We start from the raw sequence: 16,831 nt of genomic DNA, 5'->3' as shown, positions 1-16,831 counted from the left end.
GGTTCGCTTCTTTACTAACCCCAAGAACGTAAAGGCGATATACCCAAAATGGAAAAATGGGGGGTATAAGAGTGAAGGTTCTGACATGACTCACTGCGCGTAGTATCTCACTCTGGGGCAGACCACCTTTCTTCTGGTTTACCCCGTATTTGTGCAGAACGCGTTCATTTATCTTTTAAAGTCTAACCATTTTTATACCGGCCATCATTGCTTGTCCGCCGACGCTAACGCGGCTAATTGCCTGCGCCTGCGTCTCAATCGTCACCTGGATCAGAGAAGAACATCCCATGGCCCGCCCTTGCTCTAACAGGAAGTGCGTTTCGCCGGGCTGGAGATGATGGTTCAGATAGCACCCCAGAGCGCCGCTGGCACTACCGGTTGCGGACTCTTCATTTATGCCATAAAGCGGTGCGAAATTGCGGCAGTGGGCTGTGATGGCAGCATGGCGACTCAGTTCAAATACGTGGAAGCCGATAGCGTCGAATGTGCGGCTCAGGTTGGCGATCGCGTCATAATCGGGTCGCAGGCTATCTAAATGGCCGGATTGCACGGGGATAATAATGTCCGGTAACCCTGTTGAAATCACCGCGATGGGCAAGCCAGTCCCTGCAATGACCTCTGGGTGAACGCCGAGGGCAAGTGCGACATCTTCGATATCAGGCCCTGGCCGCGTGATCGGCAAGGTTTGCTCCATAACGATACACTGGGAGCTGACGGCGACACTCAGAATACCGGCCTTGGTTTTTTGCATGTATTGGCCCGGTGTAAGCAGATTGAGCGAAGCCAGGGTGAAAAAAACGGCTAATGTCGCGTGTCCGCAGAAATCCACTTCCCCTTCAGGCGTAAAAAAATCCACCTTGAAATCTGTGTCCTCACCGGCATAGACAAATGCGGTCTCGGAAAAGCCCACCTGTCGCGCGATTGCTATTTTTTGCGCGGCGCTCAGGTCCGGCGGGTAGAGAACGACCCCGGCGGGGTTACCACCAGAATTATCCCGGGTAAATGCGTTCACGAGGTGCACCTTGACGTCATATCCGACCGAGTGTGTTGTCTCATTTTGCATTTGTTGCTCCTGCATTATGGCTTGGTGAACGCGTGTGCCCATCATCTATCCCTTTATTTTAACTGTAGAAATGCTTTCTACCATCTTTTGGAGGGAAACGTTTAAAAATAAATACCCCGGCCCGCAGCCTCTCGAATCAGGCCTGTTTCTTTCAGGCATGGCCATAGATAAGTCTTGTATCTACAGTCGAACCCAAACTGGATCAGAAGACATGGCTAACATCCGAGGGTGCTCATCAACGGGACACAGGTCAGGTCGTCTTCAGGTGTTAGGGATCATGCTTCGACAGGGAGAGCGTTGAAATCAGTGTAAAAGAAGTGTCTGGGAGGGGGGAATCTGTGGGTGCGCTGTGAAGTGACTCAATAAAAATGAGCCACAAGATGTGGCTCACATGAGGGACTGACGTATTAAAGTTGTTCGCCGTTGCTGGCGATCACCCCTCGGTACCAGTCAAAACTCTTTTTGCGCGAACGCTCGAGCGTGCCAGTGCCGTCGTCGTGTTTGTCGACGTAAATAAAGCCGTAGCGTTTGCCGTACTCCCCGGTAGTGAAGGAAACGCAGTCGATGCAGCCCCACGGGGTGTAGCCGATCAAATCAACGCCATCTTCGATCACTGCTTTTTTCATCTGTTCGATATGTGCACGCAGGTAGTCGATACGATAGTCATCGTTGATTTTACCGTCTGCTTCGACCTTGTCGAAAGCACCAAAGCCGTTCTCAACGATAAACAACGGCTTCTGGTAGCGTTCGTACAAGACGTTCAGTGAATAACGCAGCCCAACCGGGTCAATCTGCCAGCCCCAGTCGGAGGCTTTTACGTGCGGGTTCGGTACGTTGCCAGGGAAGTCGAACATCGCATCGCCCGTGCTTACCGCATCCGCCTTAAGGGCGTTGCTCATGTAGTAGCTAAAGCCGATGTAATCCGCACAGCCTTCGCGCAGGGTTTGTGCGTCCTGCGGTTGCATTTCAATCTGAAAACCTTTGCGTTCCCAGTCACGCAACAGATACGACGGATAGTAGCCTCGCACTTGTACGTCGGTGTACAGGTAGCGTGAGTGCATGGCTTCGACGCTGTACATGACGTCGTCAGGTTTGCAGGAGTACGGGTAGAAGGGGACGCAGGCCAGCATGCAGCCAATTTTGAATTCCGGGTTAATCTGGTGACCCAGTTTCACTACCAGGGCGCTGGCGACAAACTGATGGTGCAAGACTTGATACAGCGTCTGCTCAGGGTTCTCTTCCTGAGTATATACAACGCCGGAACAGCAGTAGCCGAACAGCGGGTACTGATAGTTGCTCTGGTTGTTGATCTCGTTAAAGGTCATCCAGTATTTCACTTTGTGCTGATAGCGGCGCAGCACCACTTCGCTGAAACGCACGAAGAAATCGACCACCTGACGGTTCTTCCAACCGCCATATTCTTTCACCAGGTGATAGGGCATCTCAAAGTGCGACAGGGTGATTACCGGCTGGATATTGTATTTCAGCAGTTCATCGAACAGATCATCGTAGAATTGCAGGCCGGCTTCATTCGGCTCAAGCTCATCCCCGTTGGGGAAGATGCGCGTCCAGGCGATCGAAGTGCGGAAACATTTGAACCCCATTTCTGCGAACAGCGCGATGTCCTGTTTGTAGCGACCGTAGAAATCCACCGCTTCGTGGTTAGGGTAGCGATAGCCTTCCAGCACACCGTCAGTCATCACACGATCCACGCCATGTGCACCGCCCGACAATACGTCAGCGATACTTGGGCCTTTACCGCCCTGATCCCAACCGCCTTCAACCTGATGCGCAGCGACGGCGCCTCCCCACAGAAAATCTTTCGGTAACTGTTGCTGTTTCATCGTTGGTTTCTCATTCCATTATTAATGAAAGGTCACGTCTGAGAATATAGTAGCAAGCTGAAATTGAATGTCACGATATAACAAATCCCCCTCTCAGGTGACGTGTCACATTAAAAAAACAGGCTGTTTTATTTTGTGGCGCCAATATGACCCAGCCGCTTTCCGATGGTTTCAATAATGTAGATTACCGGGATTTGTGTCGTGATATTATGTTGTCCGGCAATCAGCTGCGGGGGAACATGGTAGGAGAGGTTGAAGTCTGCCATACGTGCCAGTGATGAGGTTTCATTGTTGGTGATGCTGACGATCTTGCAGTTATGCAGGCTGAACTGGCTGGCAAGGCGCAGGATTTCTTCTGTCTCGCCAGACACAGAAAGCATAATGGCGATCGCGCTTTTATACATATCACTGTTGATAGGATAATACGGATCATCAATATGGGTGCTAAATTTTCCTACATTGGAAAAGAAACGCGCACCGTATTTCCCCAACGCCCCCGACGTGCTGACGCCAACAAAAATAATACGCTCTGCGGCAGCAATATATTGTACCGCTTGGTCAAGCAGTTGGTTAAATTCGTCGTTGTTGATACTTTTAAAGAAACTGATTATTTCGCTGGTGCCGAAATCTATCGGCGGTGCTTCGGTTTGCTCAAGATACAATTTAAAGCGAATACGAAATTCTGAATAACCGTCGCAGCCCATTTTTTTGCAAAAACGCAGTACCGTGGTCGTGGATACCCCGGCGGCCTCCGCCAGTTCACGAATGGTCATGTATATCACTGGGTTCTTATTCTTGATGACGTAGTTATAAACCATCAACTCCAGTGTATTGAGTTCGGCAATTGCTTTATGGGTAAACATAGACCTATCCAGCGAGTAACAACAGACCTTAATCAGCGGGCTAACATAGCAAATTTTGCCGTTGCCCGCTTGTGGTTTTCATTGTCACTCAGGCCCGTTTGGCCTTGTCCAGCAACGCATCATGCGCTGTTTCACTGTCGGTCAGGTCGCACTCTTTTGGCAAGCGCCATGCGATGATCCCGGCAATGATCAGTGACACCGCCAATCCGCAAACCGCAACGTTTTGCCCATACAGATAAATCATCACACCCACCAGATAAGGTCCGCAGAACCCACCCAGGTTGCCCAAACCATTAATCACCCCACGTGCGCCACCGGCCACTTCTGCTGAGGCGATACGCCCAGGCATTGACCAGAATGGGCTGGTCGCCGCTTTCAGGAAGAAACCACAAACCACTAACGCGATATAGGCGGCCACCACGTTATGGCGTAACACTACCGATGCCAACAAAGCGGCAGCGAAGCAGAACAATGAAACCATCACCCACAGACGGCGCTTGCCGGTTTTGTCGGTAAGTACAGAAATCAGGTAAATCCCCAACAACGTTGCCACGAAAGGCAAAATTGCCAGGAAGCCCACAGAGGCCATATTACCGCCAGTGAGGTTCTTCAGAATGGTGGGCAGCCACAGGGTGTAGCCGTAGTCACCGGTTTGATAAAAGAAGTTCAGCAACACCAGCTTCATTAGCCCTTTATTACGGAATACGTCCTTCAGTGGGGCATTGCTGACAGGTTGTGTTCTGCTGCGTGCCTGACGTTCTCGCGTGAGTTCTGTTATCAGATATTCTCGCTCGCGGGCCGGTAACCAACGTGCTTCTTGTGGTCGATCGCTGATCAATAACCACCACACGGCTAAAACCACTAACGACAGCAAGCCTTCGAGGATAAACAACCAGCGCCAATCGAGTTGGTTAATGATGGCTCCAGAGATCGGTGCAGTCAGCATGCCTCCCAACGGCGCAAACATCATGACAAAGGCGTTGGCTCGGCCCAGCTCTTTTTCTGGAAACCAGTTGCTGATCATGGTCAGTACGACCGGTAACATGCCGCCTTCAGAAATCCCCAAGACAAAGCGCAGTACCAGAAGTTGATAATGATTGGTGACAAAACCGGTTGCTATTGAAACCACCGCCCAGGCACACAGTGACCACGCAATAAAGCGTTTGCCGCTGCCGTTAACCGCAATACGTCCACCAGGAACCTGCAAAAACAAATAGCCGATAAAGAAGATGCCGCTGGCCAAACCGGCCATCTGACTGGTGATGCCCAGATCACTTTCCATACCGCCGGGCAGTGCAAAACTGATATTTACCCGGTCCATAAAGGAAATAATGCAGGCAATCAGGATCGGTGCAATGACCCGCAGCCAGCGGGTGTTGGGTATTTTATTATCCATGGCGATCTCTCTTTATAAGGCGCAGGGAGAACCTCCAGACAAAGAGGTTCTGTTATTCGGCGGTAATAAAATCGAAAGAAAACGCGTTATTTATTCAATGGCGTGGGGCAACGGCGCATGATTAAAAAAGGCTTCGACGTTGGTAAACACGATCTCGCTCATTTTTTGCCGTGTTTCTTGGGTAGCGCTGGCGATATGCGGTTGCAGTACAACGTTATCCATAGCGATCAGCGCGGCAGGGACCTGCGGTTCGTGGGCATAAACGTCGAGCCCGGCACCGGCAATGGCACCGCTTTGTAGCGCTGCGATCAGGTCGGTTTCGTTGACGATGCTACCGCGAGCAATGTTGATCACCAGCGCATGAGACGGTAGCGCATCGAACACCGCTTTATCCACCAGACCTGCGCTGTCCTTACCGCCGGAAATGGCAATCACAAAGAAGTCACTTTCCCGCGCCAATGCCAGCAGATCCGGATAATAGGTGTAGGGCAGTGAACTGTCCTGTTGGTGGCTGGCGTATTGGATGCGCATGTTGAAGCCGGCTGCACGCTGGGCGATGGCCCGACCGATGTTCCCCATGCCAAAAATGCCCAGTCGTTTGCCGCTGACCTGTACCGACAGGCCTGGCGCTTCGTGTAGCCAACGGCCATCACGAACAAAGCGGTCGTTGTGACACAGTTGACGCGCAGTTGCCAGCAGCAGCCCGAGTGCCATATCGGCCACGTCTTCTGTCAATGCGCCGGAGGTGATGGTGACCTTAATACCGCGCTTGCGGGTGTAGTTCAGGTCAATGGCGTCAGTTCCTACGCCAAACACGGCAATCAGCCCCAAGTGCGGTAACTGTTCGAGAACCGGCGTTGTGACACCGATGTCCCCACGGGTGACGACAGCCCGGATAGTACGTCCATTCGTTGACAGGAAGGCGACCGGGTCCGCCTGTTCATATAACCGATGCACGACAAAGGTGGCATCAAGGCGAGCAAGCAGGTTTTCCATTACTGGGGCAATTAACAGCACTTCATCGGGCGTATAGGTCGTCATGGTTTCACCTGTTCAAAAATAGCGTTACGTCGTTATTGCTATAAAAGCGGTTTTCCACAGACGGTTTTGCGACAGATATCACGCTGAAGGATGTTAAAAAAGGGTGTTACCGGTAATGTGACCGAGGGGGTAAAACCGGTAACAGCGAGCCGTAACATGCGATTCGACGGCGAAGAGGCTCATTGGTAGATGTCGCAGCCGTTAGTGATCTTCGGCCTGTGAGGCGGATTTACTCGCTCGCAATAGCCGCCAACCAAAGTTCATGCCGGCTGCCGACAACAATATGGCGGCAGCGCCCAACAACTGCATTAAGCTAAGGCGGTGCCCGAATACGGCCCAGTCGACGATAATCGCCATTAGCGGGTAGATGAACGACAATGCGCCGATCAGACTGGTGGGGATTTTTTGGATCGCACTGTACAACAACGATGACATCAACCCGGTATGCAGTAAGCCAAGGGTGGCCAATAGTAGCCACGTGTGGGCTGTTGGTGGCAGAGAAGTCAGACCGGCGAATGGTGCCAGCAATACCATGCCAACGGTGAGCTGAATGAGCACAAGTAGATGCGGCGGCACGCCTTTCAATTGCTTGACGATGGCTGCAGTTACCGCATACATAAAGACAGCGCCCAGTGCCAGTAACACGCCGGTAAGGTAATGGACATTGGAACTACCGGCATCTTGTTTGCCAATAATGATCAGCAACATTCCCCCAAAGGCCAATAGCAGCCAACCGAGTTTATTCGCCGTCATTTTTTCACCAAAAAGCAGCACCCCCAACCCGACTAACATAAAAGGCTGAACGTGATAGGTGACCGTAGCCACAGCAATCGAAGCGTAAGAGTAGGCGCCGAAAAGCAGCGTCCAGTTCAACACCAGTGCTATACCCCCCAGTACCGCAATGGCCGCCTGGCGACGAGTTAGCACGTCTTTTCTTAGCTGGCCGAGCGAGGCACAGACAATAAGCATTGCCAGCGCACCAAACGTACAGCGCCAGAAAACCACTGTGGGTGCCGGCTGCCCCAGTAAGATGACAGGCCAACCCACGGTGCCAGAAATCACCATGGCAAGGACCATCTGCAGCACACCGCTGGTTTTTATTTTCATTCGTTTTCTCCCTGATCTGCTCAGCGCTTGCCGATGTTGGTGTATATCATTAAAATGAACAACTGAACATTATGATGAACATCCTCAAGGTGTTCGTCAAGTCGAACAAATGGATGATATGGTGAACGATGAGCGATAATGCGAGTAATAACGCAACACCCATTGGCCTGCTTTCTGCCGCAATCCGCCGTGAGCGCGAACGAATTGGGTTGACGGTTACCGAACTGGCCCGCCGGGCGGGCATAGCCAAATCGACACTCTCGCAACTGGAGACCGGCAGTGGTAATCCCAGTCTGGAAACGCTGTGGTCGTTGGCAATGGCGCTGGATGTACCCGTCAGTCGGTTAATCTCACAACCGCGCCAGCACGTTCAGGTGATCCGCGCTAATGAAGGGGTTACTACCGTTTCTGAACACGCTAATTATGCAGCAACGTTGTTGGCGACTTGCCCTCCGGGGGCGCAAAGGGATATTTACCGTCTGCGCGTTCAGCCGGGAGAATCACGTATTTCCCGGCCGCATATGCCGGGCACCATTGAACATGTGATTATCAGTAGCGGTAGAGCGAGAATTGGACCGACAGAACAACCAGTGGAACTGAGCGCGGGGGACTACATCAGTTATTCCGCCGATCGAGAGCACATCTTTGAAGCCCTGGAAGCGGATACCACGGCGGTCATGTTGATAGAGCAAGGGTAGTTTTGCGCATTGATGGAATAATGCATCCGGGTTGACCCGATGTTTATTGAACATGAATGATTGTCATAGTGTTGTGCCAGGGTTCTATGGATACGGTGCCTTATGGCCGGTTACTCTTTGTCAAAGGAATGAGAATGAAAATAGCGATCCCATCGATACTGCTGCTCACCAGTTTGACGGCGGCACACCCTGTCATGTTGCTGGCCGCCGATTCGACCTTGCCCACAGGGCAGGAAGCGGCAGCCAGCAATGACTTCAGCTTTGTACGTTACCGTGCTGACTATCAGGTTCTTGCCAATGCCCACAGCGTGAAAACCGAAAGTTATGAGATCTTGCTTAAAACCAAGGCAGCGGTTGAGAAGTTCAGTCAAATTCGATTGAGTTACAGCGAGAAAATGGAAACGCTGGAGGTGGTTTTGGCCTATACGCTCACGGCTGACGGTCAACGTCATGATGTGGCACCTGATCGCATTTATACCCAGGAAAGCTACTCCAGCGCTTCAGCCGCCGTGTATGCCGACCGTAAAGTGAAAGTGATCGTATTCCCCAACCTGGCACCAGGGTCTCGTATCGTATATCAGCTGCGCCAAACCCAAAATGTCCCTTACTTCCCAGATTATTTTGGTCTGTGGGAAACCTTTAGTGTATTCGAGCAATTTGACGATGCAGAGGTCAATTTGCAGGCGCCGGCAGATTTGCCAATGCATATTTATATTCGGGATGTAGAAGGCAGTGATAAGCCGCAGATCCGTGATGGGCAGGCTTACTGGCGTTGGCATTACCAACGAAGCGTGCCACTGAAGGCGCAGAATTGGGCGGCAGATCGCTGGACATTCAGCCCAACCATTATGGCCAGTACCTACCGCGAGTGGCCACAACTGGCCAAAGCCTATCAGTTGAAGGCCAGTGAAGCGGCAAAGGTCACTCCGGCAGTGCAGGCAAAGGCAGATCACATCACCGTCGGCATTGACGATCGCCGTGAACAGGCCGCAGCAATTTATCGCTGGGTGGCACAGAATATCCGTTATGTTGCGGTATACCTGGGTAACGGCGGATTGGAGCCTAATTCTGCGCAAAGTATTCTCGACAACCATTATGGCGATTGTAAGGATCATGTGGTGCTGTTGGAGGCGCTGTTGGCTGCCAAGGGGATAGAGAGTTCGCCGGTGTTAATTGGCATGATGAAAGGACCGATTCTGCCTGAAGTGCCCCTGCTGGGTCGCTTTAACCATGCCATCACTTACGTGCCTGAGTTTGATGTGTATCTGGATTCAACCAGTCCTTGGGCACGCTTTGGTCAATTGCCGGAGGGTGATCTGGGCGTTCCGGTGTTATTGACGCGTGAAGCGAAATTGGCACATACCCCGAACAATGATGCACAACGGACTGAAAGCCCACTCAATGTTGACGTTGTGTTCGATCAGTCGGGCACAATGCGTGGGCAAACCGAACGAAAATTAAGTGAAGTTGATGAGATCAACCTGCGAGGTTATTTCTCTAAAGTTAATCCGCATAATCGGGCGCGGACCGAGGAATCCATCATGTCTTCCTCCGGCATCGACGGGCGCGGGCAGGTGGCGATGAGCGGTGATCCGCTGGATCTAAAAAAACAGTTTAGTTACAGCTTCCGTTTCAAAGCCGATGACTATGTCGATTTTGGCGTTGTGGGTGGGATGACCGTGCCCAATCCGCCGGGCGGCAAGTCTTTCCGCACACTTTATACGACCACTGCCGCGTTAACGAACGAAACGCCATTCTATTGCAATGCGCAACGCTATGATGAAACATATCGTCTGCAATTGCCTGCGAATATCCCCATTATTGCTATTCCAAAAGATCAGCAATTCCGCAATACGGCGGGTGATTATCAGGTTAAATGGCAGCGAGATGGACAACAGGTGATCGTCAATCACAGGTTGCAGCTGAATGCCATTCACGGTGAAGCTACCCTCTGTCAGGCGCAGGATTATCCGGCGTTCCGCGAGTTATTCCAGCAGGTGCGTCGTGGTTTCCGCGGGCAGGTGGTTTACGGCGAGTTGGCGAACGGTGCAGTGAATAAAACCAGCGGGTAATCGTGTTCATGTCCCATTGTTGTCTGTCGGACAATGGGACATTGTTTTACCATGACAGCATCTGACTGTGACGTTTTAATTCATCGATAAATACTCTGACTTTCTTCGGTACATATTTCCGATTGGCGTAGTAGACCCACATGGGTGGCAAAGGGCGACAAGAGCCGGGCATTATTTCAACCAGCGAGCCTGCTTCAAGTTCCTTTTTTATCCGGTGACGTAAAAATACATGGGCAATACCCATTCCAGCTCGAGCAGCCTCTATAACTGCCTCTGTATTGTCGGTAATAAATACGCCAGGCATGTCAATGTCATGATCTTTTCCACCCTCGGTCAACGCCCATTTATGCAATACGCCGCGATCAGGGAAGCGAAAGCGTATGCAGCGATGTTGTTGCAAATCGGAAATGGTCTCTGGGGCAGAATATTGCTCAATATAACTGAGTGAAGCGATGAGTGCACATGGCAGCTCCGGGGTGATCTGCACGCCAACCATACCGGGTTGTAATTTATCCGCGAGTCGAATACCCACATCAATGCGTTCCTGAATAATATCCACCAGATGATCTTCGTAATTTATTTCCAATGTGATTTGTGGATAGCGGCGGTTGAATTCGGCTAACAAGGGCGCTTTGAGCAGTTCTTTGGCCATTTGCACAGCGGTGATGCGTAAATGGCCTGACGGCAGGTTTTGGTTTTGATGCAGGCCTTCGCGGGCATTAAGTATATGTTGATAAAAAGGTGCAACGCTGTGATAGAACCACTCACCCGCCTCACTGAGGCTGACACTGCGTGTTGAGCGATGAAACAGCTTTACCGCCAGTTCAGTTTCCAACTGCCCAATCCTCAGACTTACTGCGGCAGGTGTGACACCAAGCATCGACGCGGCACGGGAAAAATTGCCAGCCTCGACCACGGTCAAAAACAAGTGAATGCCGTTAAGCGGGTCTTGTCTATTCATAAGATAAACTAACAACTGTTGTCAGGTGAGTGTGTATTGTTCACATCCTAGCGCAACTTTATAGTTTCCCCCAAGATTACATTAATAGGGGGGAATCACCATGTCAGGATCGCTATCGCTGGACTATGCCCAGCAATTGATTGCCAGAGGGGTTGCGGCAGCTCGGCAGCAGGGTGTGGCCGTTTGCATTTGTGTCTATGACGACGGTGCCAATATGATTGCCTTTATACGTATGGATAATACCCCGCTGGGAGCTATTGATTTGGCCCAAAGGAAAGCGAAAACGTCAGCGTTATTTCGCATACCTAGTGCCGATCTGGGGCAGCTTTCAGGTTCTGGTCAGGAATTATGGTCTATCGAACACAGTAATCAGGGATTGGCCTCTTTTGCTGGTGGACTACCAGTCTATTCATCCACAGATGAATTCATTGGCGCAATTGGCATTTCAGGCGCCAAATCTCATGAGGATGCTTATATCGCAGAAACCTGCTTAAAGTAATGCTCATTACTTATTAGTCATCGCGTTAATTAAATAACTATTTACTGGCTTATATCATTCTGCTTATGCAGAAGGAGGGCGCATGTATGGAATAACCCGAAGGAAATTTATTATCAGTAGCGGTGTGGTCGCGGCAACGTCGGTATTGCCCGCAATGACCGTTAATGCAAGTCATATTAATGTGGATAGAGGAAATAATCAGATGGTTAAAAAAACGGTATTAGTGACAGGCGCAGGATCGGGTTTTGGCCGAGAGGTTTCATTGGCGTTGGCCGCTCGCGGGCATAAAGTCATTGCCGGTGTGCAACTCACGCCACAGGTAACCCAACTGCTCGAGGCGGCAAAACAGCGGGGCGTCGAGTTACAGGTCGAAAAGTTGGATATTTTGGATCACCGTGATCGAGAATACGCGTGGAAATGGAATATCGATGTCTTGTTCAATAATGCTGGTATTGCTGAGGCGGGTGCTGTCGCAGAAATGCCCATTGATGTGCTGCGTGCCCAGTTTGAAACCAATGTGTTCTCCAGTATGGCACTGACCCAGGGATTCATTAAACAAATGGCAGAGCGTAAGAGCGGCAAGATTGTTTTCGTTTCTTCGGTTGCAGGTTTGCTTACCGGAGCCTTTACCGGTGCATATTGTGCATCTAAGCATGCATTGGAAGCGATCGCCGAATCCTTACGTATGGAACTGGCTGATTTCGGCGTAAAAGTAGCGACGGTAAATCCAGGGCCTTATCTGACAGGTTTTAACGATCGAATGATGGAGAGTTTCAGGAAGTGGTATGACCCAAAGGTGAACTTCATCGACCATAGCAAACTCAAGTTTCCATTTGATCAGTTCGATCCACAGGAGATGGTCGACAAAATGGTCAGCGTTATTGAAGAAGATAATGGGTTATTCCGCAATCTGCTGCCTGAATCCTTCATTGAGGTGGTCAAGAATGACCAAAATGACGCATGGACGCGTAAGCAATAACTGAATGATGGCCGACCCACGATTCGACGTGCGGGTCGGCCATATCATATTACTTTTTCACCACCAGTCCCATGCCGCGGCCCCGTGGGTCGGATGCGGTTTCCGGTGTGTTACCGTTAACGCGTATTACCTGAATATCCCCCATATACCAGCCTTGATCCTCCAGTTTATAACCCATCGCTTTCAGCTGTTCGGCCACTTTGCCAGTCAGTGGGGCAAAACCGTCGTAGAAAATGGTGTCTTTCGGTAGCAACTGATGATGAACGCGCTGCGCAGCAACCGCTTTTTCTAAGGGTAAGTGATAATCATAGATATTGTTGATTACCTGGAAAATCGAGGTAAAGATACGTGAGCCACCCGGCGTACCAATGACCAGACTAACGTCGCCGTCACGTGTGATGATAGTCGGGCTCATGGAAGAGAGCATGCGCTTGCCTGGTTCAATGGCGTTAGCGTCACTGCCTACGACACCGAAGGCATTAGCCACGCCCGGCTTGGCGCTAAAATCGTCCATTTCGTCATTCAGCAGGAAGCCCGCGCCTTTCACCACCACGCCACTGCCGAAGTCCCAGTTCAACGTGTAGGTGTTGCTGACCGCATTACCTTGGGCATCAACAATCGAAAAATGGGTGGTCTGATGGGGCTCAAGCCCAGGGCGCACCTTTTCGGTCGGTGAAATCGCGATTGGGTTGATCTCCGCCGCCCGTTTTTGCAAGTAGTCCGGGGCGATCAGCTTGTCGACAGGCACATGAGTGAAGTCCGGATCGCCGAGATAGTCTGCGCGATCGGCAAATACACGTTTTTCAATCTCAGACAACAGGTGAATGTAACGTGCGGAATTCAGTTCTACACCTTTGAAATCGGCAGCGCGGTCCTCTTTTATTCCCAATAGCTGCGCCAGCGCGATCCCCCCGGAACTGGGCAGCGGAGCGGTATAGATGATGTTACCGCGCCAAGCGATTTGCATCGGATCGCGCCATTTCACGCGATAGTCAGTCAGATCAGACTGCGTGATGAGGCCGCCATCACGCTGCATCTGTGCCACCAGCAGTTTGGCAGTTTCACCCTGATAGAAGTCGTCGGCACCTTTGTTGGCGATGCGTTCCAGCGTTTTAGCCAGTTCAGGTTGTTTAAACACCGCACCGGGTTTCATGTTGCCAAAGTAATCACCAAAGTTGGTTTGACCGGCAAACAGCTTATTGGCGTCCTCACGGTACTGATATTGCTGATCGGCCACTTTAAACCCTTGCTGCGCGTAGCCGATAGCTGGGGTAAGGAGCTCTGCCCAAGGCAATTTGCCAAAGCGTTTATGTGCCTCCCACAGGCCTAACACCGTGCCTGGTACACCGGCCGCCTTGGTGCCCACCAGGCTGAGATTTTCAATAACGTCACCGTTTTTATTCAGGTACATGGTTTTGGTGGCCGCTTTTGGGGCAATTTCACGGTAATCGAGGAAATAGGGTTTACCGTCGATGTACAGCGTCATAAAGCCACCGCCACCAATATTACCGGCTTCTGGGTAGGTTACCGCCAGGGTAAATGCGGTAGCTACCGCAGCATCTACCGCATTGCCACCAGCTTGCAAAATTTGTGCGGCCACTTTTGCGCCGTATTGATCCGGTGCCGCCACGGCACCGGCATTCAAATTCACAGCCAATAGCGAGGGGCTGAAGGTGGCAAGCGCCACGCCAAGTGCTAATGTTTTCAATATGACAGAATGCATAGCGGTTCCTTTTCGAATTGAACGATGACAGGTGAATTCAATCTCAACAATCACTTAGCGCCATTCTGTGGGCGCTTGATTGAAAGTAGCACTGCACAATCCGGCGTGCTTTATTCACCGTCTGGAACCGTGAGCTAGAACGTTAAACCGCGTGAGGTAATTGGGTTAGCAACCACTCACAAAAATGTTGGGTAAACGGATTGTTTTCACTGTCGCGATGAATCAGCCATGCCCAATTGGGACCACGTACATTTTGTTCCGTCAAAGAGGTCAGCAACCCTCTGTCATGCGCGTGTTGTGCCAACAGTTGGCTAACCAATGCGACGCCAAGACCGTCGCAGGCGGCATCCAGCAACAGCCCAGGGTCTGAGAAATTCAGCCCATGGCTGCTTTGCCCGATGTTGATGCCGCCCTGAAGGACCCAATGGCTCCAGTCCATTTCGCGTTCACCATGCAAAGTGGTGCGCTGTTCGGCCTCAACGTTCAGCAAGTCAGGGTGGCATGCCGGATATAGCCGATCCTGATGCAATATTCTGAAGCTGCATTCCGCTTGGGCACTGAGATCGTCGCGGATCGCCAAATCGATGGTTTCTGTCGCCATATCCGGCGGATCAAAGGTCGTGAACAACCACACGTCGATATCTGGATGCAGTCGATTAAAACTCTTCAGGTGTGGTACCAACCAGTGACGGGCAAACGCCGGGGTAGTGTTGACGATCAGTTGATTAGGTTTACGGTACTGCTCTAAACGACGGATACCGATAGCCAGTTGCTGAAGCATCACCTGTGCGGTGCTATAGAGATCGTGACCGGCGTCGGTAAGGCTGACGCTGCGACCACTGCGAAAGAACAAGGGTTGTTCAAGAAAGGCCTCCAGACTGCGTATCTGTTGGCTGATGGCAGACTGGGTGAGGTGCAGTTCGTCTGCGGCCTGGTGGAAGCTGCCTAGCCGGGCGGCGGCTTCAAACCCGCGTAATGCATTCATTGGCGGCCAGTGTTTTAACATTATCGATAAGCCTGTCTAATCACGTGTCTGCTAAATGTATCGTTTGTTCAGGCTGTATTGGAAGCTTTAACATGTATTACATCAAAATCATGCCGTCTTCAGCTGAACAGAATATCTTATTTCAATGATGGCAATACAGGAGCAAACCATGTCAACGCGTCGCGAATTTATTAAGCAGGCATCCCTGATTGCCGGCATGAGCCTAACAGCCTCTATGGGGCTGTCGTTACCCGCCCATGCTGCACAGGCTATACGTGGAGAAGGCTGGCGTATGCCTGATGAAGGAGAGGTGCAGCAGCGCGCGTTTATCTCCTTTGGTGCGCAGCGGGCGATTTGGGCTGATTACACATCGGGCGTACAAGATGCTTTGGGGCGAGTGGCCCGTGCAATCGCTCAATATCAGCCGTTAACGGTGTTTTGCCGAGAGAATGAACGGCAATTGGCCGAAGAGAAATGCGGTACTCACAATGTGACCTTCATTATCACTGAGCTTGATGATATTTGGATGCGCGACATTGGCGCCAACTTTGTGATTAACGATAAAGGTAAGCTGGGGGCCGTGGACTTCAACTTTAATGGTTGGGGTAACAAACAACAGCATACCTACGATTCGCGCCTGGCGGCATTTGAAGCGAAACATTACGGCGTCGCCAATATACGGCGCAGCGGACTGGTGGGTGAAGGCGGCGGCATAGAGGTGGATGGCCATGGCACCGGGATCATGACCGAGAGCAGTTGGGTCAATGCTAACCGTAACCCTGGCTGGAGCCGTGACCGGGTGGAACAAGAGTTAAAAGACATGCTCGGCCTGCGCAAAATCATCTGGCTGCCGGGAATTAAAGGTAAAGATATTACGGATGCCCACGTCGATTTTTATGCACGCTTTGCCAGTCCAGGGGTCGTGGTTGCCAATCTGGATACCGATCCTGAATCTTACGACCACAAGGTGACGCAGGCCCATCTGGCTATCCTCAAACAAGCGACTGATGCTGATGGTCGCAAGTTAAAGGTCCATACGATGTCGCCCCCGATGGATCCACGTCGCAGTCGTTTCAGCAAGGGTAATCCGGATTTTGCTGCGGGATATATCAATTACTTTGTGATCAACGGTGCGGTTATTGCCCCGGAGTTTGGTGACCCTGAGGCAGACACCGAAGCACTGAATTTATTAACGGAGCTTTACCCTGAGCGTGAAGTGGTACAGGTGAATATTGACGCCATTGCCGCCGGCGGCGGGGGGATTCACTGCGTGACCAACCAACTGCCGGCAGTGTAAATAGCATTCGCAAAACAGGGCCACTTTTGGCCCTGTTTGTATAATTCTGATGGCTTGTCAGTGTATTCCACAAACCCGCTCGAGAAGTAGTAGTTTATTGATAATCCTTTAGTTTTAAAACATACTTTTTCCAGAAATGGCTTGAAAGGAATGCGTAAAGCAGGGTGATGATGATTGAAGCAAAGCAGGCTTTAATCAGGGAGTTGGGAAAATGAAACTCCCCGATATGTGTTATCAAATAGACTGCGAAAGAGATACCTGCGACCTGTGCCAATCTTTTACGCCGTTCCTGTTTCATCGTTA

15 protein-coding genes are annotated in these 16,831 nt (G+C 51.1%); 5 read left to right on the top strand and 10 right to left on the bottom strand.

Annotation, left to right across the window (positions count from 1 at the left end; genetic code table 11):
• Positions 1-175: 175 nt before the first annotated feature.
• The 6 genes from SGR01S_RS01150 to SGR01S_RS01125 all read right to left on the bottom strand — a co-directional run bounded on the left by SGR01S_RS01150 (position 176) and on the right by SGR01S_RS01125 (position 7,314).
• Positions 176-1,063, bottom strand: coding sequence for a PhzF family phenazine biosynthesis protein (locus SGR01S_RS01150; RefSeq protein ID WP_061806410.1), 888 nt, complete (start codon positions 1,061-1,063; stop codon positions 176-178).
• A 407-nt stretch (positions 1,064-1,470) separates the two neighbouring features.
• Positions 1,471-2,907, bottom strand: coding sequence for a 6-phospho-beta-glucosidase (locus SGR01S_RS01145; protein WP_061806282.1), 1,437 nt, complete (start codon positions 2,905-2,907; stop codon positions 1,471-1,473).
• A gap of 128 nt (positions 2,908-3,035) precedes the next feature.
• Positions 3,036-3,770 (bottom strand): MurR/RpiR family transcriptional regulator, encoded by a 735-nt coding sequence (locus SGR01S_RS01140; RefSeq protein WP_061806281.1) that lies wholly within the window; start codon positions 3,768-3,770, stop codon positions 3,036-3,038.
• An 88-nt stretch (positions 3,771-3,858) separates the two neighbouring features.
• Positions 3,859-5,166: an MFS transporter gene (locus tag SGR01S_RS01135; RefSeq protein WP_037415394.1), complete on the bottom strand. Its 1,308-nt coding sequence runs from the start codon at positions 5,164-5,166 to the stop codon at positions 3,859-3,861.
• A 90-nt stretch (positions 5,167-5,256) separates the two neighbouring features.
• Positions 5,257-6,207, bottom strand: a complete 951-nt coding sequence (locus SGR01S_RS01130) for a 2-hydroxyacid dehydrogenase (RefSeq protein ID WP_061806280.1) — start codon at positions 6,205-6,207, stop codon at positions 5,257-5,259.
• A gap of 201 nt (positions 6,208-6,408) precedes the next feature.
• A complete protein-coding gene (locus tag SGR01S_RS01125) occupies positions 6,409-7,314 on the bottom strand; it encodes a DMT family transporter (RefSeq protein ID WP_061806279.1) in 906 nt (301 codons plus the stop codon).
• 128 nt (positions 7,315-7,442) lie between these two features.
• Between SGR01S_RS01125 and SGR01S_RS01120 the strand changes: the two genes are divergently transcribed.
• Positions 7,443-8,012, top strand: a complete 570-nt coding sequence (locus SGR01S_RS01120) for a helix-turn-helix domain-containing protein (protein ID WP_037415387.1) — start codon at positions 7,443-7,445, stop codon at positions 8,010-8,012.
• Positions 8,013-8,146: 134 nt separating this feature from the next.
• Positions 8,147-10,084 carry a DUF3857 domain-containing transglutaminase family protein gene (locus tag SGR01S_RS01115; protein WP_061806278.1) on the top strand — a complete coding sequence of 646 codons (1,938 nt, stop codon included), beginning with the start codon at positions 8,147-8,149 and terminating at the stop codon, positions 10,082-10,084.
• Positions 10,085-10,130: 46 nt separating this feature from the next.
• Here SGR01S_RS01115 and SGR01S_RS01110 read toward each other — a convergent pair whose 3' ends face one another.
• A complete protein-coding gene (locus SGR01S_RS01110) occupies positions 10,131-11,045 on the bottom strand; it encodes a LysR substrate-binding domain-containing protein (protein WP_061806277.1) in 915 nt (304 codons plus the stop codon).
• Positions 11,046-11,145: 100 nt separating this feature from the next.
• Here SGR01S_RS01110 and SGR01S_RS01105 point away from each other — a divergent pair, with 100 nt between their 5' ends.
• Both SGR01S_RS01105 and SGR01S_RS01100 read left to right on the top strand, forming a co-directional pair.
• Positions 11,146-11,544, top strand: coding sequence for a GlcG/HbpS family heme-binding protein (locus tag SGR01S_RS01105; protein WP_061806276.1), 399 nt, complete (start codon positions 11,146-11,148; stop codon positions 11,542-11,544).
• An 82-nt stretch (positions 11,545-11,626) separates the two neighbouring features.
• The gene (locus SGR01S_RS01100; RefSeq protein ID WP_218000713.1) at positions 11,627-12,523 is read left to right on the top strand and encodes an SDR family oxidoreductase; all 897 of its coding nucleotides are present in this window, start codon (positions 11,627-11,629) and stop codon (positions 12,521-12,523) included.
• Positions 12,524-12,572: 49 nt separating this feature from the next.
• On the opposite strand, the gene ggt is transcribed toward SGR01S_RS01100, so the two are convergent.
• A complete protein-coding gene (gene ggt / locus SGR01S_RS01095) occupies positions 12,573-14,246 on the bottom strand; it encodes a gamma-glutamyltransferase (protein ID WP_061806275.1) in 1,674 nt (557 codons plus the stop codon).
• Positions 14,247-14,388: 142 nt separating this feature from the next.
• Positions 14,389-15,252 carry a LysR family transcriptional regulator gene (locus SGR01S_RS01090; RefSeq protein WP_061806274.1) on the bottom strand — a complete coding sequence of 288 codons (864 nt, stop codon included), beginning with the start codon at positions 15,250-15,252 and terminating at the stop codon, positions 14,389-14,391.
• 148 nt (positions 15,253-15,400) lie between these two features.
• Between SGR01S_RS01090 and SGR01S_RS01085 the strand changes: the two genes are divergently transcribed.
• Positions 15,401-16,528, top strand: a complete 1,128-nt coding sequence (locus SGR01S_RS01085) for an agmatine deiminase family protein (RefSeq protein ID WP_061806273.1) — start codon at positions 15,401-15,403, stop codon at positions 16,526-16,528.
• 94 nt (positions 16,529-16,622) lie between these two features.
• On the opposite strand, the gene SGR01S_RS01080 is transcribed toward SGR01S_RS01085, so the two are convergent.
• Positions 16,623-16,826 (bottom strand): hypothetical protein, encoded by a 204-nt coding sequence (locus tag SGR01S_RS01080; RefSeq protein ID WP_037415360.1) that lies wholly within the window; start codon positions 16,824-16,826, stop codon positions 16,623-16,625.
• Between the last annotated feature and the right edge of the window lie 5 nt (positions 16,827-16,831).

It is taken from the genome of Serratia grimesii NBRC 13537, assembly GCF_001590905.1.
In the GTDB taxonomy this organism is placed as follows: domain Bacteria; phylum Pseudomonadota; class Gammaproteobacteria; order Enterobacterales; family Enterobacteriaceae; genus Serratia; species Serratia grimesii.
This window is presented reverse-complemented; position numbering and strand designations above follow the sequence as displayed.